Consider the following 25,414-nt stretch of genomic DNA (forward strand, 5'->3'; position numbering starts at 1 on the left):
AAAAGGGTCCTTCTGTACGTCCAATGTTCGGGATTTTGTGTCAAGTGTTTTTTTTAGAGCAAACACAACATCTAGTATTGTCGAAAATTATTTTGCACAATATATAGGTAAAACTATTGAGTTTTTCAGATAAAGATAGTTAAACTAGAGAGGAAAGATTCGAAGGAGGAACGATATGCTGGCGACCGAAACCGTATCCCGAACTCAATTTTTGCGGGATGAATTCTTAGATCAATATCCTGATTTTCCGATCCATATGAGTCCTCTGGGACAATTTGTTTACTACCGTACTTATTCTCGCTTTGTACCAGAAAAGGGAAGACGAGAAACGTGGAAAGAAACTTGCCGCCGCTCGGTGGATTACAATATTAAGCTGGCTTATCAGCATTTGAACAAAATCGGATTGTACGCCGATTCTCGCGCAATGGAAAAAGAGGCAGAAGGTTTGTTTGACAACATGTTTAACCTTCGCCAGTTTTTGTCTGGCCGTACCTTGTGGGTTGGCGGTGCAGACAACGGCGTAGCGGATTTGTATCCGTTGGCAAACTTCAACTGCTCCTTCCTGAACATCAAGTCTTGGGATGACTTGGGCGATTTGTTCTACCTTCTCTTGGTAGGAACTGGCGTAGGCTTCAAATGCACGAAGGAAATGGCTGCTGGACTGGGCCCGATTCGCACGAATGTTTCGCTGCTTTCTTCTGAATACAGACCGCTGCCAAAGCATCAACGCCTGGAGCGTTCTGAGCTGAATGTACTGGATAACGGCTTTGCCAAAATTTATGTGGGAGACAGTAAAGAAGGCTGGGTAGAATCCCTCCGTCTCTACCTGCAAATTTTGACAGATTCCACTTATGAACACATTCACACCGTGAAAATCTCTTACAACAGCGTGCGTCCGAAAGGCGAGCGACTGAAGCGTTTTGGCGGTACTGCTAGTGGTCATGAGCCGCTTCGCGAAATGTTTGAAGGAATCGATAAAGTGTTGAAAAACCAAATTGATCAGCATTTGGCACCAATCGAGAGTGATGAAAAAGGTTACGGTAAAATCCGTCCGATACATATTCTCGACATTGGAAACCTCATCGGAGCAAACGTCGTAGTAGGTGGCGTACGCCGTACAGCGGAAATTTTCCTGTTCGATCACGATGATTACGAGTGCATGCTGGCGAAATACGGCATCAATGGCTTCTGGACAGAGGATCAGTTGAACCACCACCGTCGTGTGGGCGAGCTGTTGGGAGAGCACAAGCCTGTATGGTTTGACAGCATCCAAAATGTAGGAGATGGACGCTCCGGTCTGGATCACCGCCGCATGTCCAACAACTCGATCGCCTTTACCAAACAACCGACCAAGCCATTCTTGAACCTTGTGTTCACCTTGATGCAATTGGAAGGCGAACCAGGCTTCATTAACTTGGAAGAAGCAAATCGTCGTCGTCCAAATGCAGAAGGCTTGAACCCTTGTGCAGAAATTCTGCTCGATTCTTATGGCGTCTGCAACCTGACGACAGTCAATCTGGTTGAATTCGTGAAGGATCGCGAGGATGGATCCAAGTATCTGGATCTCGATGGCTTGCTGGAAGCACAACGCAAATCTGCTCGTGCCGGTCTGCGCATGACGCTGGTTACGTTGGAGCTGCCGCATTGGGATACCGTTCAACAGCGTGACCGTTTGCTCGGAACTTCCCTTACTGGTGTGAAGGATGCGTTGGCATCCCTTGGATATACAGAAGAGCAAGAGCTCGAACTGCTGCGCAAGCTGGGCGATGCTGCTCGTGACGAGGCGAACCGTTATGCGTATGAGCTGCGTGTGAACTCTCCACTCCTGGTAACGACCGTGAAGCCGGAAGGTACGCTGTCTCAGGTAGCTGGTGGTGTCTCCAGTGGTCTGCACTGGTCCCATTCGCCGTACTACATCCGCCGCATTCGTATCAATGCTGAGGATCCATTGGCAAAGGCAGTACAAGCTCTTGGCTGGACAGTAAACCCAGAGGTAGGATCACCAGGTGAAACGTATGAAGAGCGCATGGCAAATGCACGCACACTCGTGATCGATTTCCCTGTGGCATCAGGCGCAGAAGAAACGAAGAACGAAGTAAGTGCAAAACGCCAATTCGATACGTACTTCCGTTTCCAGAAAGAATATACCGAGCACAACTCTTCGAACACCATTACGGTTCGCAAGGAAGAGTGGGTAGAAGTAGAAGATATCGTTTACAACAACTGGGATAATTTCGTAGGTGTATCCTTCTTGCAATTGGATGGAGGAAACTACCAATTGGCTCCATATGAAGAGTGCACCAAAGAAGAGTATGAGGTATTGAAGCAGTCCATGAAGCCATTTGATCCTGCGATTTTACAGCAGTATGAAACCGGCGGAGAGGCTGATCTGTCCACGGCTGAATCTTGCGAAGGCGGCGCTTGCCCGATTCGCTAAGCGATCCGAATAATAGTAGCAGGGGGAGACTGGAAGAACAGTCTGCTCCTGTTTTTTTATGTGGCTGTAGTGAGAGAAGAATATTTCCAGTCTAGGCTCTAGGCTCCGTCCTGCTGAGGGCTAAGACTGCCCGCTCCGAAGGGATTCGCGGGGAAACGCAAAAGTGGTAGCCGCTACGTCGTATGGGCACGGTTGCGTTTCTTTTGCCCGCGAATCCCTTCTCCGCTCGGTAGGACTCCACAAGTCGCTACGTCTGGAAATATTCTTCTCTAGCGTATCAGATGAAATTCTTCAATCTTTTAAGGCATGTAAAACCCGTCTAGCAGGCAAAGCTCGTAGAGGAAACAGGAGAAATAAGCGAAGATCTTAGGGACGCCGCCCGAGACGGAATGCAAAAAGCGAAACACGCTCTTAAGCGTCCACCTCTGAAACACATCCTGAATGGACCACTTTGGACGCGGTTTCGCTTTTTGCATGGAGTCGTGCAGTCAATCCCACAGTGGGTGGCCCTAGAAGCTGGAGCGTTTTCTCCTGTTTCCTCCCCACCACTACAGCCACGCAGGTGGACTATGGTACAATCATCCTATAGAGAAAGGAGCGATCCAAAATGACTCCCATTATTCATTCCCATCGATTGCGCGTCCGCTATGGCGAGACCGATCAGATGGGTGTGGTCTACCATACGAATTACTTGAACTGGTTTGAAGTAGGAAGAACAGAATTGATTCGCCATGCAGGGATCACTTATCGTGAGCTGGAGGAAAAAGGCGTACTTCTGCCTGTCACAGATGCGAACATCTCTTACAAACAACCCGCCCGCTATGACGATGAGGTAGAAATACGGACGCGTGTAAAAGAGATGAGTCCTGTCCGTCTCACTTTTGCTTACGAGATTGTTAGATTGCCTGACCAACAGCTGTTGGTGTCAGGAGAGACGATGCATGTATTTACCAACACAGCTTTGAGGCCGATTCGCTTGTCGCGAGCGGAGCCTGACATCTATGATTGGTTGGACTTCCAGCATAAAGGAGGGGAATAGGCATGTTCCGCTTTTTTGCCATTCTGTTTGTCGTCGCGTTTGGATTAGAGCTTTGGGGGCTTATTACCATTGGATCGTGGATCGGTGGTTGGAATACAGTCGTGCTGGTCATTCTCACGGGGATCTTGGGAGCTTGGCTCGCGAGGCAGCAGGGGATGCAAGTATTCCGGATGGTCCAACACCAGTTGTCGCGTGGGCAAATGCCTACGGATTCGCTCATCGATGGTGTTTTGATTTTGATCGGTGGCATTTTGCTCTTGTTGCCTGGATTCGTCACGGATGTGATTGGACTGGTCTTCCTCATTCCGTACACACGGATGATTATTCGTCATCTGTTGAAGCGCTGGCTGTGGAATCTCATCTCGTCTGGTCGTGTTCAATTGTTTTTCCGCCGCTAATACAGATATTCCCTATAAAAAAGAACCGCTCCGAGCTGTGTGACATGCTGCTCGTAAGCGGTTCTTTTTACATTGGGTCAGGTTTTCTTCCCGCGGATGTAGCCCCATACATCGACGAAGACGTTGGCTTTTACCAAAGCATTGATCATGACGAGTGAAACAGGTCCGATGATCAAGCCCAAGAATCCAAACAGCTGGAGGCCGACAAACAGCGCGACCAGCGTGAGGAGAGGGTCGAGACCGACGTTTTCCGCAACGACTTTTGGCTCAATAATTTGACGGAAAATCAAGACGACCCCGTACAAAATAGACAAGCCGATGACCATCGTGTAATTGCCTTTGAAAAACATGTAGATGATCCAAGGAACAAAGACGGTCCCTGTCCCAAGATAAGGCAAGAGATCGACCAAGCCCGTGATCAAGCCAATCGTAATTGCGTATTCGACACGCATGAACAACAGACCAATAATCACGATGGCAGCAGTTAAGGAGATGAGAGTCAGCTGCGCTTTGACGAACCCGAACAAGGCATTGCGCAAATCAATAAAAATTTGATCGAGACGGCTGTTTACCCCTGTTGGCAAAAGACGGCGAGCTCGCGCTTCCCAAACAGCAAAATCTTTGGAGATAAAGAAGGCACCCATGATGGAAATGACAGAAACCGTCGCCATATTTGGGAGTGAGACAAGCAGGTTTTTCAATCCATCCAGGAATTTGACGATCAAGTCCTGCCCGACATTCGTGATGGTCGAGATCGCACTGCCTACCGTACTAGTAAGCTTATCCTTATAGCTTGGATCGAGCTGATCGTAAAACCACTGAATCTGATTGTAAATGCCCATCAAGAAGTCTTGAGAAATCGTATTTTGCAAATAATGGGCTAGCTCCTGTGAAACGACTGGCAAACGTTTGGCCAGCTCTCCGATTTCCACGACCGTTTCCGTGATGATCAGTGTGACCACTCCACCAGCGAGCAGCATCAAAACCAAGAGGGCGATTATGACCGAAAGCCAGCGTGGAATCCGGAACTTTCTGGTCATGAACGTAACTGGTTTGTTGATGATGAGCGCAATGACTAAAGCGATTATAAATGGGTACAGTAAGGGTGTTGCGTGTTGAAATACCCAAATCCCTACATAGACAAGCAGGCAAACCCATAACAAGCGAATGATTTGAAAGAGGCGCTCTACCCAGTTTTCCTGATTCAAACAATTTCTCCTTTCCGCCGCGAAGGTGCGAACAAAATACTGATGTTTCTATTATGCAGCATGCCTGATGGGTGGAGCAAGAATCGCGAAAAAACAAAACTCCGTTTCACCCTTCGAAACATTTTTTCGCCAACCTTATTCACAAAATCGCAATAATCTTTTATAATTGGGTCGTCTTAGTGGATTCTTTTCTCTCGCCTCTCCCCTTACACGAGCGTCATTTTCATGTACGACCTTGTGAGGATTTGCGTGGATACATTCCCTGTCAAGAGTGGTGGATGAAAGAAACCGCTGCTTACAAATGCATAGATAGGATGTTCAAAAAGTCGTCTTTTTTGAACGTGATCAGGTCGTTTATCAGTCATGGCGGACAAGCGAAGACTAGATAAGCACTACTACTTGAGTGGAAAAGGAGAGGGAGTTCTATGACAACTACTCGTGGACTTGAAGGCGTTGTTGCCGCTCAATCATCCATCTGTTCGATCGTCGATGGGGTTCTTTGCTATGGCGGGATCAACATCGATGAGCTGGCAGAACATGCAACTTTTGAAGAGGTTGTATATTTGCTCTGGCATGGAGCGTTACCGAAGCGTGATCAGCTAGACGCTTTGAAAAAACAATTGGGTGAAAATGCAGCAGTGGCCCAAGAAGTGCTGGAAAGCATTCGCCACTATCCAAAAGGCGTACACCCAATGGCGGCGTTGCGCACAGCTGTCTCTTCGCTAGCGCTCTACGACACAGAAGCGCAAGATATGTCTCCTGAAGCCAACTATCGGAAATCTATCCGTCTGATGGCACAAACTCCTACCTTGATCGCTGCTTACGAGCGTATGCGTAAAGGTCTGGAGCCAGTAGCTCCACGTGCAGATTTCACGATTGCACAAAACTTCCTCTACATGCTCACAGGCCAAGAGCCAACAGAAACGGCAGTAAAAGCATTTGACGTTGCTCTGATCCTGCATGCTGACCATGAGTTTAATGCATCAACATTCTCTGCTCGCGTATCTGTTGCGACTCTGACTGACATTTATTCCGGTATCGTGTCCGCAATCGGTACGCTCAAAGGCCCTCTGCATGGCGGCGCTAATGAAGCAGTAGCGAAAATGCTCAACGAAATCGGCGGCATGGCTAACGTAGAATCCTACATCCGCACCAAGCTGGATAACAAGGAAAAAATCATGGGCTTCGGACACCGTGTATACAAAGACGGTGACCCACGTGCGAAATGGCTGAAAGAAATGTCCAAAGCATTGACCGCGCAAATCGGTCGCCCTGAGCTGTATGAGATGTCTGTGAAGATCGATGAAATGATTTCCGGCGAAAAAGGCTTGAAGCCAAACGTTGACTTCTACTCCGCATCTGTTTACATCTCACTCGGTCTCGAAACAGACCTGTTCACACCGATCTTTGCCATCAGCCGTATGTCCGGTTGGACGGCACACATCATGGAACAATATGAAAATAATCGCCTGATCCGTCCTCGCGCGGATTACACCGGTCCGGTCAACCAACACTACGTCCCAATTGACCGCCGCTAAGAACTCGCTATTTTCGAGCGTGGAGGGCAGGTGGTCAGCCCAAGCTGATCGCTCCTGAGCGCATGCTTGAGAACTACCACAAGTGAGTGGTAGTTCTCCTACGTCTGGAAATATTCATAATCACCAAATATATATAACACTGGAGGGATTTTTTGTGTTTAAAAACCTGACGCAACCAACTGTAGGCGAAAAAATTACTGTGGATAACGGTAAATTGGTAGTTCCAAACAATCCGATCATTCCTTTCATCGAAGGTGACGGTACTGGCCCTGATATCTGGAAAGCTTCCGTTCGCGCTCTGGATGCAGCTGTAGAAAAAGCATACAAAGGCGAGAAGAAAATCGCTTGGTTCGAAGTATTCGCAGGTGAAAAATCCTTCAACCAATACAGCGAGTGGTTGCCAGAAGATACGCTGACTGCTGTTCGTGAATACCTGATCGCAATCAAAGGTCCTTTGACTACACCAGTAGGCGGCGGTATCCGTTCTATCAACGTAGCACTGCGTCAAGAGTTGGATCTGTATGCATGCGTACGTCCTGTTCAATACTTCGATGGTGTTCCATCCCCAGTGAAACATCCTGAATTGACTGACATGGTAATCTTCCGTGAGAACACTGAAGACATCTACGCTGGTGTAGAGTGGGCGGAAGGTACTCCAGAAGTGAAAAAAGTAATCGACTTCCTGCAAAACGAAATGGGCGTGAAGAAAATCCGCTTCCCAGAAACTTCTGGTATCGGTATCAAGCCTGTTTCCAAAGATGGTACTGAGCGTCTGGTTCGTGCAGCGATCAACTACGCGATCGAGAACAACCGCAAATCCGTTACCCTCGTACACAAAGGTAACATCATGAAGTTCACGGAAGGTGCTTTCAAAACTTGGGGATATGCAGTAGCTGAAGCAGAATTCGGCGACAAAGTATTCACTTGGGCACAATACGATCGTATCAAAGCTGAAGGCGGCGACGCTGACAAAGCACAAAAAGAAGCAGAAGCAGCTGGCAAAATCATCGTGAAAGATGTAATTGCTGACGCGTTCCTGCAACAAATCCTCACTCGTCCAGCTGAGTACGATGTAGTAGCAACACTCAACCTGAACGGTGACTATGTATCTGACGCACTGGCTGCACAAGTAGGCGGTATCGGTATCGCTCCAGGTGCAAACATCAACTACCTGACTGGTCATGCGATCTTCGAAGCAACTCATGGTACAGCTCCAAAATATGCTGGTCTGGACAAAGTAAACCCATCCTCCGTGATCCTGTCCGGAGAAATGATGCTGCGTCACCTGGGCTGGAACGAAGCAGCTGATTTGATCATCAACTCCATGGAAAAAACCATCTCCGCGAAAACAGTAACATACGATTTCGCTCGTTTGATGGAAGGCGCACAAGAACTGAAATGCTCCGAGTTTGCTGACGCTCTGATTCAAAACATGTAAGATAGATTTGGGTACAAATTTTTACACTTACATTTTTGGAGGGGAATAGTTCATGGCATTCAACCGTAAAAAAATCGCTGTTATCGGTAGTGGCTTCACTGGTGCAACAACTGCATTCATTTTGGGGCAAAAAGAGCTGGGCGACGTAGTATTGGTTGACATTCCGCAACTGGAAAACCCAACAAAAGGTAAAGCGCTCGACATGATGGAATCCTCTCCAGTATTAGGCTTTGATGCAAGCATCACAGGTACTTCGAACTATGAAGACATCAAAGATGCTGATCTCGTCATCATCACAGCAGGTATTGCCCGCAAGCCTGGCATGTCCCGCGATGACTTGGTGAACACTAATGCTGGTATTATGAAATCTGTTGCAGAGCAAGTAAAAACATATGCACCTAACTCTATCGTGCTCGTACTGTCCAACCCAGTTGACGCGATGACGTACACCTTCTTCAAAACGTCCGGCTTCCCGAAAGAGCGCGTAATCGGTCAATCCGGCGTTCTGGATTCGGCTCGTTTTCGTACCTTCGTGGCTATGGAGTTGAATGTATCTGTAGAAGACGTAACAGGCTTCGTTTTGGGTGGTCACGGTGATGACATGGTTCCTTTGGTTCGCTACTCTTATGCTGGTGGTATCCCATTGGAAAAATTAATCCCGAAAGACCGTCTGGATGCGATCGTAGAGCGTACTCGCAAGGGCGGCGGCGAGATCGTAAACCTTCTAGGGAACGGTTCCGCTTACTACGCACCTGCGGCTTCCTTGGTACAAATGGCTGAGGCCATCATCAAGGACAAAAAACGCATTCTGCCATCCATCGCTCTTCTGCAAGGAGAGTACGGCTACAACGATCTCTACCTGGGTGTACCGACTCTGCTCGGCGCAAACGGGATCGAGAAAGTGATCGAATTGGATCTGACTGCCGAAGAGAAAGCAGCGCTCGACAAATCTGCTGACTCTGTACGCAGCGTAATGGCTGTTTTGAAATAAGATCAATACATGTAAGACGCCTTTCTTTGGGAAGGCGTCTTTTTTGCTTGATAAAGTGGCTCTAGTGGGGGGAAGAAGCGAATTTCCAGTCTACGCTTCGGCCTACGCCCCGCAAGGGGAGATTGACTGTCCACTTCGGAAAAAATGGCGGGAGCGCTTCAAACGTAGACGTTTCGAGGATGTCATTCATAAGTGAAGCTGAAATTCCCCGCCATTTTTTCCTACGCTGGGATGGGCTCCAGAGGCGCTTGGACTGGAAATTCGCTTCTTCCACGTAGCTGTTTAAAAAAAGTGCGCAAGGATAAAAGTGTGTTAGCACTACATTCAATCTCGCAAAAACTTCTTTGAGCCACCTTGCAAGACGTCCTAAAAGCCGGAAATCATCCACAGCTGTACGAAAGCACTGTCACATGTTTGGAAGGAGACCGCCCGAACGAAGAGAGGATACAGGCGACTGGAGAACATGTGGCAGGGCTTCTCCCGACCACTACCGCTGGAAGACAGCAAGGATTTTTAAAGTAGATACCTTTACCTAAAAGAGGAATACTATTGCCAAGCAAGAAAGTTCTATATGCCCATCAGCATGTCTTTACAAAAAAATTACTTGTTTTCCGCAATGAGCATTGGCAGACTGAGTATTGTAGAGAGAAATATTTTTCAGGGGACGTAGGATAGAAAATCGAGCGCAAGCATTGCAACGCTAGGGGGAAACAGACAGATGATCAAAGTATTGGTAGTGGATGACGAAGCTTCCATTGTAAAGCTATTGCAATTTAATCTTGAAAAATCAGGTTTTCAGGTCGTAACTGCTTTTGACGGAAAACAGGCCTTGGAAATGGTTAAGAGCGAGCAGCCTGATTTTATCATTCTTGATTTGATGCTTCCCAAGATGGATGGAATGGATGTATGCAAAACCTTGCGCCAGGAACGCAATAATACGCCGATCTTGATGCTTACAGCGAAAGATGATGAGCTCGACAAGATTTTGGGGCTTGAGCTTGGTGCCGATGATTATTTGACAAAGCCATTTAGCCCGAGAGAAGTAATTGCCCGCGTAAAAGCCATTCTGCGGCGGTTTCAGAACACGCCAGAAGCGACTACAGCGCCTCAAGAGGTGTTACTCCAATTTGGGGATATTCGCATCTATCCGGAGAAGTACGAGGTGTTTTGTAAAGACGTCAAGGTCGAGCTGACACCAAAGGAATTCGAGCTGCTTAACTATTTAGCGAGCCACCAAGGACGTGTACTGACGCGCGATCAATTGTTGAACGCTGTTTGGAACTACGATTTTATCGGGGATTCTCGAATTGTGGACGTGCATGTCAGCCATTTGCGTGAAAAGCTCGAGGATGACACGAAGAACCCGAAATACATTAAAACAGTTCGCGGATTAGGATACAAACTGGAAGGATAACGGAGGATTTACCTTGACTCGCTTTCGAATCAAACTCACTTTGACTATTTTGGGTTTAATCTCCCTCGTACTATTGGTGATGGGGATGTATTTTGCCAAAGTGCTGGAGAATTCCTACCTCCAATCACTGAATGAGCTATTGTCCCGCGAGTCGAAGCTCATCTCTCAGGCGGTCCGTTTCCCGAACGTCTTTACCGATAAAGCGACGTTAGCGGATCGGGTCACACAAGTAGCGCCAACGGATGAAGTACGGATTACCATTATCGACAAGGATGGTCAGGTGATGTACGACAACTCCTCCCACTCGGAAGAGATGGAAAACCATCATGACCGACCGGAGATGATGGCAGCGTTGAAAGGAGAAACAGGGATTTCCCGCCGTTTCAGTGAGACGCTCGGCTATGACATGATGTACGTTGCAGTACCTGTTGAACTGAACAACGAAATATTCGGTGTTGTTCGTTCAGCGATGTCAATGAAAGATATTACCGATACGATCCACAAAATGTGGTACAGCTTGCTCACCGGTTTATTGGTTACTTTGGTAGTCGGATCGATTGTTGTTTCCCGCATTTCCTTTTCCATTATTCGTCCGATCGAGGAGATCACCCGGGTAGCCCGCAACATTACACAGCGCCAATACGAGAGCCGTGTGAGAATCAAAGCAAAGGATGAGATCGGTCAGCTAGCAGGAGCGATCAACTTCATGGCATCGAGCCTGGAGCAGCAGATGTACGAAATCTCGGAGAATCAGCAGCGCCTAGCAGGTGTGCTGACCAATATGACGAGTGGCGTGATCTTCATTTCAGAGCAACGTCGGATCATGCTGGTCAATCCCGCCGTTGAAAAGCTGTTGGGGACTGCTGGACATGAGATTGTAGGGAAGCTGCATATCGAGGCAGGCAAGAGCTTTGGGCTCAGCCAATACATCGACAGGTGCCTCGACAGAAGCGAGAAGTTCCGCCAAGAGGTACACATCTATTACCCGCAGGAACGCATCCTCGACGTGAATTTTGCTCCCTATATTAACTTCAAGGGGGAGTCGAGGGGTGTAGTCGTGGTGCTGCACGACATCACCGACATTCGCCGCCTGGAGAAGATGCGCAGTGAATTCGTGGCAAACGTATCGCATGAGCTACGCACGCCGATTACCTCGATCAAGGGCTTCACAGAGACCTTGCTTGAAGGGGCGATGCAGGACGAGGAAACATGTCGTAACTTCCTGCAAATCATCTCGGATGAGAGCGAGCGACTCTACCGGATGATCCGCGATATTTTGGACCTGTCCAAAATCGAGCAGAAGCGAATCCCGTTGCATCTGAGTAAGGTTCACTTGCAGGATTTAATCAGTTCGGCAGTTGCCATCATGCATGACCAGGCACAGCGCAAGGAATTGACGATCACGCTTCCTTCACCGAAGCCAGATATTTGGCTCATGACGGATAAGGATTGCTTGCAGCAGATCATCTTGAATCTGTTGACGAATGCGATCGCCTATACGCCAGAAGGTGGAAAAATCAACGTCAAGACACAGGCAGACAGCGAAAACATCACCATTCAAGTGATGGATACCGGGATCGGCATTCCAGAAAAGGAACTCACGCGTATCTTTGAGCGGTTTTATCGTGTAGACAAGGCGCGTAGCCGTGATTCAGGTGGAACAGGTTTGGGCCTCGCAATTGTGAAGCATCTCGTGGAAAATTTGCACGGACATATCAGTGTGGAGAGCAAGGAAGGAAGAGGGACAACCTTCACAGTTACACTTCCCCTTACCTAAAAAAGCTACTGCAAAAACATTTACACAAACAAAATAGTAGCTTTACTTCTACAATACAATCGCCTTGTACCATTTGACATGTCAGACACTAGAAGGGGGAAAAGGGAAATGTCACGGCACGCTTTTGAAGAACAGCAGGATGTACTGCACCGCAAGCTCATGACGATGGGCACATTGGTGGAAGAAGCTATTCATAAATCCATTAAGAGTCTGGTTGAGCGAGATGCTGAACTGGCTGAACAGGTTATCGCAAGCGATCCTGTGATCAATGAGTTGGAGCAAGAAATACAGAGCGATTGCTTCCGTCTCATTGCATTGCAGCAGCCAGTCGGAGGTGACTTGCGACGCTTGGGAACAATGTTGAAGCTGGTGACGGATTTGGAGCGAATGGGTGATCATGCCGTTTCCATTGCCAAGACGACCCGACGCTTGATGGCGGACCCGTACGTGAAACCCCTCATCGATATTCCGATGATGGCTGATCACGTCAAGGCTATGGTGCGCGATTGCTTAAATGCGTATATTGCACGCAACAAAGAAGCGGCAGAAGAGATTGCGGCACGCGACGACATTGTTGATAAACTGTACTCCACGATTTTCCATGATCTGATTGATTTGATGACGAAAAACAGTCAGGCCATTTCGCAAGGAACGCATTTGCTCTTGGTCGCGCAATATTTGGAACGGATTGCCGATCATGTTACGAACATCTGCGAATGGATTATCTATATGTCTACTGGTAAAATGACGGATTTGAATAAATAATACCTGAATGACAAAAAGCCGCTGTGAGCTATGAATAATAGCTTGCAGCGGTTTTTCTTATCGTTGTAGACAGACGCCTATTTCTCCTGTTGTGCATACAATACATCGTTTCAACCGCAGCGAGAAGATGCACAGGAGGGAAAAGCAATGACGAAAAAAGTGCGCCATATATATGCCGCAGGGAATACTGCGCGAGGATACAAGACTTTTTATGACTCCGTATTGGAAGGCTTGGAGCGCGTTTATATTTTGACAGGGACAGTGGAAGGAATTACATCGCCACTGATCGAGTCGATTGGAAATCAAATGGCACGAAAAACAGATGAAGTGGAGTGGATTCATTCCCCTTTTGTGAACGGACAGTTTGATGGTGTCATTTTTCCTCGCTATAAAGTAGCGATCATGGACGGAAGTTATCCGCGTATGTGGAGACCGGCTTCCCCTGGCGTAACTGAAATTCAGATCAATTTGCAGGCGATGGTAGACGTTGATCAGCTCGTGGATGACAAAGACCGGATCGCCGTCTGGTACGAAGAGATTTTTAATAAGAGTGAAGAGGCTTATCAAGCTTTTGGCGAAGCACTACGCATCCATGATGAGTGGGAAGCCCCTTACATTGAAAACCTGGACAGAGAAGAAGCCAATCGTGTCACGGAAGAAGTCATCGGGCTATTCTTCAGGGATGAGCAGCTAGAAAAGAAAGCAAAAGTGCGTCGTATGTACTTGGGGGCTGCCACTCCACAGGGACCAGTCGATCATATCATGAAGCTGACAGACCAATTGGAGAAGCGCTACTTCATCAAGGGCAGACCAGGCTCTGGCAAGTCAACCATGCTGAAAAAGCTGGTGAAAGAAGCCCAGACACGTGGCTTTGATGTGGAAGTGTACCACTGTGGTTTGGACCCGCACAGCCTCGATATGGTGATTGTACCTGAGAAGAGCCTCGCGATTTTTGACAGCACGGCTCCGCATGAGTATTTTCCTAGCAAAGATACGGATGAGGTCATTGATATGTACGAACGTGCGATTACCCCAGGAACCGATGAAAAATACGAAGAAGAATTATTGGATATTAAGGTAAGATATACCCAAAAAATCAAAGAGGCCACAGCCAATCTAGTGGCAGCCAAGGATCTGCGTGACCAGTTAAACACCACGTACCAGGAAGCCGTTGACCAACAGCGTTTAAAGGCTGTTTCGCAAGCTCTCGTAAGCAGACTAACAAAGATGAGCTAATGGCATTTAGATCGTAGAATGAAACCCGTTCGACTGCTCATACTACAATAACGGAAGATGATCGTTGTTGGAGAATGGAGGTGAGCGGCCGGATGGGTTTTGCTATGACGTTGGCTCTGTTACTGTTAATCAATCCCCTCGACCCAACGAATTTTTTGCAGATAGAGATGGAGGACAAGACGGTAGCTATTCTCAATCGGGCTGATTATTCTCTTCCCTTTGATGGCGTTCCTTTGGTTGATGAAAGCAAGCTTGCACGAATGGTGGAAGAGTTGGCGAAAAAAGCGCACATCGAGCCCATCAATGCGACGATTAATAACGCTGGGGCCATCGTTCCGGAAACCAAGGGAAGAAGGTTAGATGACGCGGTATTTCGCGAACGTTTTTACGATTATTTTTACGGTACGGGAGCCGCAAGCATGAATGTCAGCTACAAAGAGGTATTCCCGAAGGTAGACAAGGCTCTCATGAGTCAGGTTCGGAAAAAAAGGATCGGACAATATGCGACCTATTTCAATGCAGGCAACCGGAATCGTGTACACAACATCAAGCTCGCCTCGCAGGCGATTAACAATTACGTCGTATTGCCAGGAGAAATTTTTTCTTTTAATAAGGTAGTGGGCCAGCGTACGAAAGAAAAAGGGTATTTGCAGGCGCCTATTATTGTCAGAGGAGAGCTGTCGGAAGGCATCGGGGGAGGAATCTGCCAAGTATCGTCTACTTTGTTCAATGCGGTAGACCAGGCAGGTTTGCATATTATGCAGCGCTATTCTCACAGCCGAAACGTAGCGTACGTACCTCCAGGACGGGATGCGACCGTGAGCTGGTACGGCCCTGATTTTGTGTTTCAAAACAAATACGCCTATCCCGTCTTGATCCGGGCGATCGCGAGCAATGGCAGCATGTACGTGACAGTTCACTCTTTTCCAGAAATTGAGCATGAGCCACGAAATGTGCCAAGTGTACGCCGCACGACCCCTGAGGAAGCACCGGATGCTCCATCTATTTTGAATGGAAATGGACCGACAATCCCTTAGAGATGAGGAGGGGTGTCGGTTTTTTTATGGCTTGGGTACGAGGCTGCGGTGGGGAGAAGAATATTTCCAGTCTAGGCTCCAGGCTCCGTCCCTCGGGGAAGCATAGACTGGCCGCTCCGAAGGGTTTTGCGGGGAAACGCAAAAGTGGTAGCCGCTTCGTCGCAGGGGCACGTTGCGTTTCTTTTGCCCGCAAATCCCTTCTCCGCTCGGTAGGACTCCACAAGTCGCTACGTCTGGAAATATTCTTCTCTGTCGTAACTGATTACATTCTTCCATCTTTTTAGGCATTAAAAAATCGGATCAAACGGAAAGCTCGTAGAGGAAACAGGAGAAAAAAGCGAAGATCTTAGGGACACCGCCCGAGGCGCAATGAAAAAAAGAGAAACAAGCTCTTAGCGTCCACCTCTGAGACACCTCCTGAATGGACGACTTTGGACGCGGGTTTCGCTTTTTTTCATGGAGCCGGGCAGTCAATCCCGCAGCGGGTGGCCCTAGAAGCTGGAGCGTTTTCTCCTGTTTCCTCCCCACCACAACAGCCCGACCACCGCATGCTTTTAAAAGGTTGCCTAGTTAAAGTTTAACCTAAAGAAATAGTTGCCACAGATAGAAAAACATCGTATAGTTTTCATGTGATAAATTTCGTACACGAAATATTACTTAAGAAAGGAGTGCGCTATGAATAAATCACTGCATATTCGGGACTTGTTAAAACGGTTGAACAAGACATTTGGAACAATGGCCACGAAAGAACTGTCCCAATATGGTGTGACTGTCCCGCAGCTGATGGTCATTCGAGAAATACATCCTGATCCCAAAACGATCGGTCAGATAAGCAAAGCCGTAGACTTATCGTACAGCACCGTTTCTGGCATCATAGATCGTTTGGAACGAGAACAACTCGTAGAGCGTGTACGTGATGAGAATGACCGGCGTGTTGTCTGGATTCGTAAAACACCGAAGATTTCTGAGTTGTTCGCAAAGGTTGATTTTTTCTCAGAGAACTTTTACAAGCGTATTTTCCATGGATTTTCCGATGAGGATTTAGACATCATTATTCAGTCGATGGAAACATTGATTGCGAAACTAGAAGAACGAGAAAGTTGAGGAGAAACCATGAAGCGAAAACTGGTTTTGTATGTCATTTTGCTCCTGATCGTGGCAGGTGGTGGAGGAATCGGTTACTACTATTGGTATCAAGGTGCACATTATGTGTCCACACAAGATGCTCGGATTGCGGGAGACATTTATCGCGTCATGCCAAAAATGACAGGCAAACTGACCGGACTCGCTGTCAAAGAAGGCGACACCGTTATAGCGGACCAAATCGTAGGACAGCAAGATACAACTAACGTAGCAACGACGATGCTGGAAAACAGCGTGTTGCGTTCTCCCATTACAGGTACTGTGATTAAAACGCAAGCAAAAGAGGGAGAGATTGTTTCGACAGGGCAATCGGTAGCTCTCGTGATTGACGAAAGCAAATTGTACATCTCCGCCAATTTGGAAGAGACTGAGATCGAACGGTTGAAACTCGGCCAAAAAGTCGATTTTACGATTGACGCTTACCCAGGTAAGAAATTGGGCGGTCATTTGATGGAGATCGGAAAAGCGACAAATTCTACATTTTCCTTGATGCCAGCGACCAATACGAGCGGGAACTTTACCAAAGTAACCCAGCGTATCCCGATCAAAATCGCGATAGATGACACAGCAGGTCTGGACCTCGTGGCCGGATTGAACGCCGAGATCAAAGTGCACGTGAAGGAGATGTAATCAAGCATGAAAAAGACAGCACAATGGAAAACAATCGCTGCAGTCGTGGCGGCCGTTTCGCTTATTACGGCGGGCTGTAGCGAGACATCTTCTGCATCGCAAACGAGCGAGAACGTCCCAGTCGTGAAGACGTGGAAGGTGACATCTGCCTCTACGGGTGTCATCGCCAATGGTAAGGTGGCAGCATCTGAGGAGATCCAAGTCGTTTCTAAAGTATCTGGAAAAGCAGCGAGCGTGAAGGTAAAAGAAGGCGCAGTCGTCAAGCAAGGCGATGTTCTGGTCACGCTGGAGGCAGCCGATTATCAGCAGCAGATCAATCAGGCACAGGCAGCCATTGCAGGCGCTCAGGCAAAGCTGAGAGATACGAAAGCAGGTGCACGCAATGAGCAGCTGACGCAGCTTGGAAGTATTGTCACCCAGGCAGAAGCCAGCCTGAAGGTGGTCGAGAGCAACTACAACCGGATGAAAGCCCTGTTTGATGCAGGCGCATTGTCCCAGGCTGAGCTGGAGAAATCTTCGCTGGAATTGGAAAAGGCGCGCACAGGTCTTGAACAGGTGCAAGCCCAATATGATCTGGCAAAAGCAGGCCCAACTGCCGACACGGTAGCGGCTCTGCAAGCAGAAGTAAGCCGTTTGGGCTCCAATCTGGAGCTGGCGAAAAGCAATTATGATAATACCATTATTCGTGCGCCAATCACAGGTATCGTTGCCAAGCGCTCGGTTGACCCGGGAGAAATGGCAGCAGCGGGGACACCTCTCATGGTGCTAGTGAATATGGCAGATGTCAAAGTAGAAGCAAGCGTACCGGAAAACCAAATCAACCAAGTGAAGGTTGGCTCTACTGTTGATGTGAAGGTAGGTAGTCTGGGTGGGAAGGTGCTGAAAGGTACCGTTGAGTTTGTCTCTCCGATTTCGGATACCAACAGCAGTTCGTTCCCAGTCAAAGTGAAGGTAAATAATCAGGACGGCTTGCTGCGCGCAGGGATGGTAGCAGAAGTCATGCTCCAAGGCCAGGCAACGCCAGGAACAAAATTACCGACGTCAGCCGTGCTGGAAAAGGACAGCAAGCATTACGTCTATACCGTAAACGACAACGTTGTACACCAGGTGGAAGTAGCGGTGGAGAACGCAAGCGGCGAATGGACAACTGTCACGAATGGCGTCAAAGACAATGATCAAATTGTGCTGAACCCGACAGACAAACTGTCCGAGGGCAGCAAGGTGATCGCAAACTAACGGAGGTGTTGACACATGGCGGAAGCGGTGGCACACCGAGAGGAGAAAAGCGGGAACGGCGGCATGTGGCTGTCTCTTCTCGCCATCCTCTCAGGAACCTTCGTTGCGATTCTGAACAATAGCTTGATTAACGTTGCCCTACCTGCCATGGTCAATATTTTTGGTTCAACTACTGAGACCATGCAGTGGGTATTGACCGGATATATGCTGGCAAACGCCGTCATGATTCCCATGAGCGGCTCGTTGTCCGCTAAATTCGGGGCGAAAAAAATATTTGTACTCTCCTTATCCGCGTTTACTTTTTCGTCCATCCTTTGTGCCTTGGCGTGGAGTGACTCTTCGCTGATTGCCTTTCGCGTCGTGCAAGGTGTCAGCGGGGGGATGATCATGCCAATCGGGATGTCGATGATTTACATGATCGTTCCGCGGGAAAAGATCGGAATGGCATTGGGGATATTCGGGATTGCTTCCATGACTGCCCCTGCGTTGGGCCCGACATTGGGTGGATATCTCATCGAATTTTTAAGCTGGCAATTTCTTTTTCTGGTCGGTGTACCCTTTGGTATTTTTGCGGTGATCATGAGTATCGTCCTGCTCAAGGAAACGCCGAAAAAACCAGAGTTAAAGTTCGACTTTTTGGGAGCATTTCTTGCCATCGTCGGTTTCGGGACGCTGCTGCTTGCTTTAAGTAAAGGGCAAGCAGAGGGCTGGACCTCCTTTTTCATCGTCAGTCTGTTTTTCGTTGCCGTGATGAGCTTGATCCTGTTTGTTTGGGTGGAGCTGGGTAAAGAAAGTCCGTTGCTCGATTTGCGACTTTTGAAGATTCCTACCTTCACCATCAGCATTTTGACTTCGGGTTTCGTCATGATGGGGATGATGGGCGGTATCTTCCTGATGCCGATTTTCCTCCAAAACATTCAGGGATTGACGGCTATGGAGTCAGGAATCCTGCTGATGCCGCAGTCGATTGCCATGGCGATCATGATGCCGATCAGCGGAAAGCTGATGGATAAATACGGGATCGGACCGATTGGGCTGATCGGCTTGACCATCATGAGCATCACGACGTATGAACTGCACAATCTATCTGCTGACAGCATGCATTCGTGGATCGATATGATCTTGACCATTCGCGGGATTGGAATCGGATTGTGCATGATGACCCTGTCTACTGTAGGGATGAACGCCGTTCCGCGTACAAGTGTGGGGGATGCTTCTCCGCTGTCCAACGTATTGCGTCAGGTCATGAGCTCGTTTGCCATTGCGATTTTGACAGTGATCATGCAGGCGCGTCAAAATTTCCACATGGCTTCAATCTCTGAAAACTTGAATACGGATATGGCGATGCAGTTTATCAGTGGCATTTCAGGCATGTATGCACAAGTAGGGGTAGATGCGGCGAGTGCGACAGGGGGAGCCAGCGCGATTTTGTACGGAATGATGGCAAAAGAATCGTTGGTCCAAGGCATCGGGGATACTTTCCTCGCCTCCGTTATCCCTATTGTCCTCTCGATTCCACTTCTGTACTTCCTGCATAAAAAGCCGAAAAAACCACAACAGGTGCCAGCAGCCGAGAAGGCAACAGCCTAATAGCAAGGGGCAATTCCACAAGTCTTATCGAAGACTTCTTAGGAATTGCCCCTTTTGTCTATTAGGACATCATTTTAAATAACCAGTACAAAATCCGTCCTACGATGTAGCCAAGAAGAATTGTCCAGCCAATCTTCGCCCAAATACTCAGTCCCTTGACGAATTCACGCAAGCTTTTTCGGTTCTCCGGTTGCTTGTTCAATGGAGGACACTCCTTTAGCAGGTTGGTTAAAGCGAATGAACACATAAATGCCGGCGATAATGATCAAGCCGCCGATCCATTGCGGAGGCGTTACTACTTCACCCAAGATGAAGTAAGCGAGAATCGCAGTCCCGATCGGTTCTCCCAATATCCCCATGGAGATCGTCGTCGTATTGAGCCATTTAATAATCCAGTTAAAAATAGAATGTCCAAGCAAGGTCGGGAACAGGGCGAGACAGAAGAACCAGCCCCAATCCGCCCCAGGGTAACCGACGAGCGAATACCCGAGAGCCAGATCATAGGCGACCAGAATCACGCTGGTGGCTGAATAGACGACGAGTGTGTAGGCAAAGGAGGACATATGCTGGCGAACGTACTGCCCGACCAGCCAGTAGCCCGTCACGGTGACAGCTCCCATCAATGCGAGGAAATCACCCCACAGAGCCATGCCGCCTACTTGAAAATCTCCCCAGCCAATCACGAAGCTTCCCGCAATCGCCAGCAAGCCGCCGGATAGAGCCAGAAATCGAACTTTTTCACCAAAAAAGAAATAACCGCCGATGAATGCAAATAATGGCTGCAAGGTAACGAGCACAGTAGAACTGGCTACAGACGTGTAGTTCAGCGATTCAAACCACAACAGAAAGTGGCTTGCCAAAAAGGCTCCGGATAAAATACAGAGTAGCCACACTTTTTGGGGCATTTTTCCAATCTCTGCGATGGCACCACGATTCCAGATTAAAAAAGGAAGCGTTAAGAGAACAGAAAAAATCAGGCGATACGTAGCGATAATCGGAGCAGGCGCATCCGATAGCTTTACAAAGATCGCAGAAGAGGAAATGGCGATCACCCCGATTAAGAGAGCCAAATACGGGGGGAATAACGGTTTTTCCAAAGATTGATTCATCAGTACACCTTCTTATGCGGGTAAGATCATGTTTCATTATTGTAATTGTACAGTTGGATTAAAAAATTCACAATGTTATGTGTACCTCACCGCCTGAAAGGTTTCTTTTCAATCCGGTTATCCTACAGGCATGAGAAACTTACAGGCTATTTTCCGTATCGCTGCTTTCATACTTATCCTCATCTGTATCCCGACGCGAAGCGAGGCATTGCCGCTCACCCCATTTCACATTTTGATTGATGTAGGTCATGGGGGTGTAGATTCGGGAACTTCTTATGGGGATTTGTACGAAAAAGACATCAATCTGCAAATTGCCAAGCAACTATACCAACAGTTGACAGAAGCTGGCTATACGGTGGCCTTGAATCGGAACAAAGATATCGCACTGAGCGATGAGAATCGGTGGTTGGACAACCGATCAAGGCATATTCGGGATTTGGCGCAGAGAAAGAATTTGGCGAAAGAGATCGGTCCCCAGATGTTGCTCAGCCTGCATGTAAACTGGGCGTCTAATTCGCGGCGACGGGGTGCCATTCTTTTGTACCAAGATACCGAACAAAGCTATATGCTGGCAGAACTGCTGCAAAACTCGCTGAACAAGCTGACAGGGACGAGCAACCAACCAGTCAGGGGGAAGACGTACTACATGCTGCGTCATAACTACTGTCCGTCTGTCATCGTAGAGATGGGTTTTATCAGCAATGCACATGACCGCGAAATGTTAACGAATCCCAAAGCACAAGAAAAAATCGCTCAGGCTATTACAGAAGCCGTGAGCGAGTACGTAAAGCTGTCGGGAAATCTGAAAACGGAGGCTCGTGTGGAGGAGAGCTGGTGGCGAAAATTAATGAGCAGTTTGCTGGATAAGCTTTGAAATGGTTACAAATTCGGCCTCCTTCTGAATTCGCGGGATGTACTGGCGCAGAACGGAGGCTGTTTTCTTGCCAGGAGGCCCAACATGGCCGATCGCGATACATATGGGATGGTTGTGGATTCGTTTGCAGATGAGCTCCATTTGCTTCGTAATATGTGGGACAGAGTACACGTCATCGAGAAAAATTTGATTCACTGCATGGGGTACGCCCATTTCAGCCGCGATTTTCGCCGCCACGCTTTTATCCGTGGTTTTGCTATCCAGGTAAATGAGCCCACGCTCCTTGACGACCTTCATGATGATGCGCATGATTCGCCCGTCAGCCGTTATTTTAGAGCCCATATGATTGTTCATGCCAATCGCATGTGGCACATCATCAATCGCTTTCTCCACGCGACTGCGAATCTCATCGTCGGACAGATCAGCCGTAATGGCTCCTGGACCGAGCCAGGAGCGTTTTCCTTTCATCGGCTCCATCGGCATGTGAACGAGTACATCATGTCCTTTTTGATGGGCGAGCTCGGCATCCTGCTTCGTGCTTGGCAGAAACGGCATGACGGCAACGGTTAGAGGGACTGGCATCGATAATATTTCCTCCGTCCCTTGCATGTTGTTCCCGAAGTCATCAATGACAAATGCCATCAGCTTTTTGCCTGCGGGCTCAGGCTCTGCATGTGGGGTCGCTGTTGCTGGTATTGACCCGAAGGAAAGAAATAGCGTGAGCAAGAGCGGAATCATTTTCCTCCCATTCATAGGTTCACCTTCCTTGTCCATTTTTTTCATAGTCTGTTCAATCACCTTGTTCTTTACCCGCCATATCTACGGCTTGGCTTTGATGTTTGCCCTATGTTACGATTAAAGATAGTAGTTTTGTAACGAGAGGGGTCGAATTCCTTGAGTCATTTTGTGTTGATTGACGGAAACAGTGTTGCGAACCGGGCGTTTTATGCGCTCCCTTTATTGTCCACATCGGCAGGACTGCATACAAACGCAGTGCTGGGCTTTACGACTATGCTGTTAAAAGTGTTGGAGGAAATGAAGCCAACGCATATTATGGTTGCTTTTGACGCGGGAAAAGTCGTGTTTCGCCATAGCGAGTATGCAGAGTACAAAGGGGGACGCAGTAAAACTCCGCCGGAGCTGTCTGAACAGTTTCCGCTGATTCGGGAGCTGCTGGATGCCTTCTCAATCAAACGCTTCGAGCTGGAAGGCTACGAGGCGGATGACATTATCGGTACGTTGACGAAGCAGGCTGATGAGCAAGCTTGGAAAACGACTGTCATTACCGGAGACAAAGATATGCTGCAGCTCGTGTCTGAGCATGTATCCGTCGCTTTGACGCGCAAGGGTGTCAGCGAAATCGAGTTCTACACTCCGAAAGAAATTCACGAAAAGTATGGCCTTAAGCCGCTGCAAATAATTGATCTGAAAGGCTTGATGGGCGATTCGTCTGACAACATTCCAGGTGTCCCTGGTGTTGGGGAGAAAACAGCTTTGAAGCTGCTGCACGAATACGGCTCTGTTGAGCAGGTACTGGAAAACATCGATAAAGTGTCAGGCAAAAAGCTGCAAGAGAACCTGCGTGAGAATGTAGACAAGGCGAACATGAGTAAAGCCTTGGCAACCATTTTGCGTGAAGCGCCTGTGGAGCTGGATGTGCAAGAGACTGGCTATGAAGGCTATGAGGGTGTACCTCTAAGCGAGTTCTTTAAAAAGATGGAGTTCAAATCGCTGCTGTCCAAGATCAAAGTGGCACAGCCAGTAGATGGAAGCGGACAAGCAGACGCCAAGCCGTTTTCGTTTGAGATGATTGCAGAGGAAAACAAAGCGGCGTACGAGTCCAAGCTGACTTCGCCAATGGCTCTTTACATCGAAATGGACGGGGAAAACTATCATCATGCGCCATTCCTCGGAATTGGACTGGCTGTGGAAGATACGGTGATGTTCGTTCCGTGGGACGTAGCTAAGGAATGGAAGGCACTCTGTGAGTGGCTGGCTGATCCGACGAAAGAGAAGTGGGTATTTGACGGCAAGCGAGACACGGTTGGACTCGCTTGGCATGATTTGGCGATAAAAGGCATCAGCTTTGATGTGTACCTCGCTTCTTACCTGCTGAATGCGGCTGAGAGCAACCCAACCTTGGATAGCATTGCGGCCCAATACGCACAGACACGGGTATTGTCAGATGAAGAGGTGTACGGCAAGGGTGCCAAGCGTCTTGTTCCTGAAATGGACGTGCTGAGCGAGCATGTGGCGCATAAAGCGGCAGCAATCTGGCAGAGCGTGCCTGTATTGCGTGAGCAGCTGGCGGAAAACGAAATGGAAAAGCTGCTCGGTGAATTGGAAGCCCCACTGAGTATGGTACTGGCTCTCATGGAAAAGCAAGGCATCAAGGTAAACAGTGAACGCCTTGTGCAAATGGGGGAAGACTTGGACCAAAAGCTCGCGGGTCTGACAGATCAGATTTACGAGCTGGCGGGTGGGGCATTCAACATCAACTCGCCGAAGCAATTGGGTGAGATTTTGTTTGACCGCTTGTCTCTACCTGTATTGAAAAAGACCAAAACAGGGCCTTCTACCAGTGCGGATGTATTGGAAAAGCTCGCTCCGTACCATCCGATCATCGATGCGATCCTGATCTTCCGTCAGCTCGGCAAGCTCCGCTCTACGTATATTGAGGGCTTGACCAAGGAAATCCATACGAAGACGAGCAAGGTTCATACGCTTTACAACCAAGCGACTACGGCGACAGGGCGCCTGTCCAGTACGGATCCGAATCTGCAAAATATCCCGATCCGCATGGAAGAAGGACGCAAGATTCGCGAGGCGTTTATCCCGTCGGAGGACGGCTGGTACATGCTGGCGGCCGACTATTCCCAGATTGAATTGCGGATTTTGGCTCACATTTCGCAAGACGAAAATTTGATTGACGCCTTCCAAAAAGGAATGGATATTCATACCCGCACCGCCATGGACGTATTTGGTGTTAGTGAGGAAGAAGTGACCTCGCTGATGCGCCGTCAGGCCAAAGCGGTCAACTTCGGGATTGTATACGGCATCAGCGACTACGGTCTGTCGCAAAACCTCAATATTACCCGTAAAGAAGCCGGGGACTTTATTGAGCGTTACTTTGATGTCTTCTCCGGTGTAAAGCGCTGGATGGACGAGATTGTCCAACAGGCGAAGGCGGATGGCTATGTGACGACCTTGTTGAACCGCCGTCGCTACCTGCCTGATATTCGCAGCAGCAACTTTAACCTGCGTTCGTTTGCCGAGCGTACTGCGATGAACACGCCGATCCAGGGTACTGCTGCCGATGTGATCAAGCTGGCGATGATTCGCATGCAGGAGGCAATCGAGGAGAAAGGTCTCGCTAGCCGCATGCTTTTACAGGTGCACGATGAGCTTGTATTTGAAGTGCCAGAAAATGAGCTGGAGGTCATGCGCAAGCTGGTGCCAGAAGTGATGGAGAGTGCGCTGTCCCTCAACGTGCCACTCAAGGTGGACGTCAGTGACGGACGTACCTGGTACGATGCGAAGTAGGCATGCCTAGA

21 protein-coding genes are annotated in these 25,414 nt (G+C 48.4%); 17 read left to right on the top strand and 4 right to left on the bottom strand.

The window, feature by feature from the left end:
- Positions 1-175: 175 nt before the first annotated feature.
- The 3 genes from nrdJ to ACM6JA_RS18315 all read left to right on the top strand — a co-directional run bounded on the left by nrdJ (position 176) and on the right by ACM6JA_RS18315 (position 3,874).
- On the top strand, positions 176-2,437 hold the full coding sequence (gene nrdJ, locus ACM6JA_RS18305) for a ribonucleoside-triphosphate reductase, adenosylcobalamin-dependent (protein WP_414853476.1): 2,262 nt from the start codon (positions 176-178) through the stop codon (positions 2,435-2,437).
- A 607-nt stretch (positions 2,438-3,044) separates the two neighbouring features.
- Positions 3,045-3,476, top strand: a complete 432-nt coding sequence (locus ACM6JA_RS18310) for an acyl-CoA thioesterase (RefSeq protein WP_414853477.1) — start codon at positions 3,045-3,047, stop codon at positions 3,474-3,476.
- A 2-nt stretch (positions 3,477-3,478) separates the two neighbouring features.
- A complete protein-coding gene (locus tag ACM6JA_RS18315; RefSeq protein ID WP_007725339.1) occupies positions 3,479-3,874 on the top strand; it encodes an FxsA family protein in 396 nt (131 codons plus the stop codon).
- Between the two features lie 77 nt (positions 3,875-3,951).
- Here ACM6JA_RS18315 and ytvI read toward each other — a convergent pair whose 3' ends face one another.
- The gene (ytvI, locus tag ACM6JA_RS18320) at positions 3,952-5,082 is read right to left on the bottom strand and encodes a sporulation integral membrane protein YtvI (RefSeq protein WP_414853478.1); all 1,131 of its coding nucleotides are present in this window, start codon (positions 5,080-5,082) and stop codon (positions 3,952-3,954) included.
- A 425-nt stretch (positions 5,083-5,507) separates the two neighbouring features.
- Here ytvI and citZ point away from each other — a divergent pair, with 425 nt between their 5' ends.
- From citZ to ACM6JA_RS18380, 12 genes are all read left to right on the top strand, one after another.
- A complete protein-coding gene (gene citZ / locus ACM6JA_RS18325) occupies positions 5,508-6,620 on the top strand; it encodes a citrate synthase (protein ID WP_106841708.1) in 1,113 nt (370 codons plus the stop codon).
- 154 nt (positions 6,621-6,774) lie between these two features.
- Positions 6,775-8,058 (top strand): NADP-dependent isocitrate dehydrogenase, encoded by a 1,284-nt coding sequence (icd, locus tag ACM6JA_RS18330; RefSeq protein ID WP_007725336.1) that lies wholly within the window; start codon positions 6,775-6,777, stop codon positions 8,056-8,058.
- 52 nt (positions 8,059-8,110) lie between these two features.
- Positions 8,111-9,049 carry a malate dehydrogenase gene (gene mdh / locus ACM6JA_RS18335; protein ID WP_414853479.1) on the top strand — a complete coding sequence of 313 codons (939 nt, stop codon included), beginning with the start codon at positions 8,111-8,113 and terminating at the stop codon, positions 9,047-9,049.
- Positions 9,050-9,767: 718 nt separating this feature from the next.
- Positions 9,768-10,463: a response regulator transcription factor gene (locus tag ACM6JA_RS18340; RefSeq protein WP_007725334.1), complete on the top strand. Its 696-nt coding sequence runs from the start codon at positions 9,768-9,770 to the stop codon at positions 10,461-10,463.
- Between the two features lie 13 nt (positions 10,464-10,476).
- The gene (gene pnpS / locus ACM6JA_RS18345) at positions 10,477-12,240 is read left to right on the top strand and encodes a two-component system histidine kinase PnpS (RefSeq protein WP_414853480.1); all 1,764 of its coding nucleotides are present in this window, start codon (positions 10,477-10,479) and stop codon (positions 12,238-12,240) included.
- 108 nt (positions 12,241-12,348) lie between these two features.
- Positions 12,349-13,005 (top strand): phosphate signaling complex protein PhoU, encoded by a 657-nt coding sequence (phoU, locus tag ACM6JA_RS18350; RefSeq protein ID WP_414853481.1) that lies wholly within the window; start codon positions 12,349-12,351, stop codon positions 13,003-13,005.
- A gap of 147 nt (positions 13,006-13,152) precedes the next feature.
- Positions 13,153-14,241 (top strand): PRK06851 family protein, encoded by a 1,089-nt coding sequence (locus ACM6JA_RS18355; RefSeq protein WP_414853482.1) that lies wholly within the window; start codon positions 13,153-13,155, stop codon positions 14,239-14,241.
- A 92-nt stretch (positions 14,242-14,333) separates the two neighbouring features.
- Complete coding sequence (locus tag ACM6JA_RS18360) at positions 14,334-15,278, top strand: VanW family protein (RefSeq protein WP_414853483.1); 945 nt, start codon at positions 14,334-14,336, stop codon at positions 15,276-15,278.
- 675 nt (positions 15,279-15,953) lie between these two features.
- Positions 15,954-16,382: a MarR family winged helix-turn-helix transcriptional regulator gene (locus ACM6JA_RS18365; protein WP_012685124.1), complete on the top strand. Its 429-nt coding sequence runs from the start codon at positions 15,954-15,956 to the stop codon at positions 16,380-16,382.
- Between the two features lie 9 nt (positions 16,383-16,391).
- The gene (locus tag ACM6JA_RS18370; protein WP_007717233.1) at positions 16,392-17,051 is read left to right on the top strand and encodes an HlyD family secretion protein; all 660 of its coding nucleotides are present in this window, start codon (positions 16,392-16,394) and stop codon (positions 17,049-17,051) included.
- 6 nt (positions 17,052-17,057) lie between these two features.
- Entirely contained in the window at positions 17,058-18,287 is a 1,230-nt protein-coding gene (locus tag ACM6JA_RS18375; protein WP_414853484.1) for an efflux RND transporter periplasmic adaptor subunit, read from the top strand.
- Between the two features lie 15 nt (positions 18,288-18,302).
- Positions 18,303-19,877: a DHA2 family efflux MFS transporter permease subunit gene (locus ACM6JA_RS18380; RefSeq protein ID WP_414853485.1), complete on the top strand. Its 1,575-nt coding sequence runs from the start codon at positions 18,303-18,305 to the stop codon at positions 19,875-19,877.
- 61 nt (positions 19,878-19,938) lie between these two features.
- On the opposite strand, the gene ACM6JA_RS18385 is transcribed toward ACM6JA_RS18380, so the two are convergent.
- Both ACM6JA_RS18385 and ACM6JA_RS18390 read right to left on the bottom strand, forming a co-directional pair.
- Positions 19,939-20,079 carry a hypothetical protein gene (locus ACM6JA_RS18385; protein WP_157696726.1) on the bottom strand — a complete coding sequence of 47 codons (141 nt, stop codon included), beginning with the start codon at positions 20,077-20,079 and terminating at the stop codon, positions 19,939-19,941.
- Positions 20,042-20,986: a DMT family transporter gene (locus ACM6JA_RS18390; protein ID WP_414853486.1), complete on the bottom strand. Its 945-nt coding sequence runs from the start codon at positions 20,984-20,986 to the stop codon at positions 20,042-20,044. The genes ACM6JA_RS18385 and ACM6JA_RS18390 overlap by 38 nt, the downstream gene beginning before the upstream one ends.
- 130 nt (positions 20,987-21,116) lie before the next feature.
- Here ACM6JA_RS18390 and ACM6JA_RS18395 point away from each other — a divergent pair, with 130 nt between their 5' ends.
- On the top strand, positions 21,117-21,860 hold the full coding sequence (locus ACM6JA_RS18395; RefSeq protein WP_414853487.1) for an N-acetylmuramoyl-L-alanine amidase family protein: 744 nt from the start codon (positions 21,117-21,119) through the stop codon (positions 21,858-21,860).
- Here ACM6JA_RS18395 and ACM6JA_RS18400 read toward each other — a convergent pair.
- The gene (locus ACM6JA_RS18400; RefSeq protein ID WP_414853488.1) at positions 21,831-22,613 is read right to left on the bottom strand and encodes a divergent polysaccharide deacetylase family protein; all 783 of its coding nucleotides are present in this window, start codon (positions 22,611-22,613) and stop codon (positions 21,831-21,833) included. The two genes, ACM6JA_RS18395 and ACM6JA_RS18400, sit on opposite strands and share 30 nt — an antisense overlap.
- 141 nt (positions 22,614-22,754) lie before the next feature.
- On the opposite strand from ACM6JA_RS18400, the gene polA reads away from it, so the two are divergent.
- A complete protein-coding gene (gene polA / locus ACM6JA_RS18405) occupies positions 22,755-25,403 on the top strand; it encodes a DNA polymerase I (protein ID WP_414853489.1) in 2,649 nt (882 codons plus the stop codon).
- Positions 25,404-25,414: the final 11 nt, after the last annotated feature.

This window comes from Brevibacillus sp. IT-7CA2 (assembly GCF_949767855.1).
Classification (GTDB): domain Bacteria; phylum Bacillota; class Bacilli; order Brevibacillales; family Brevibacillaceae; genus Brevibacillus.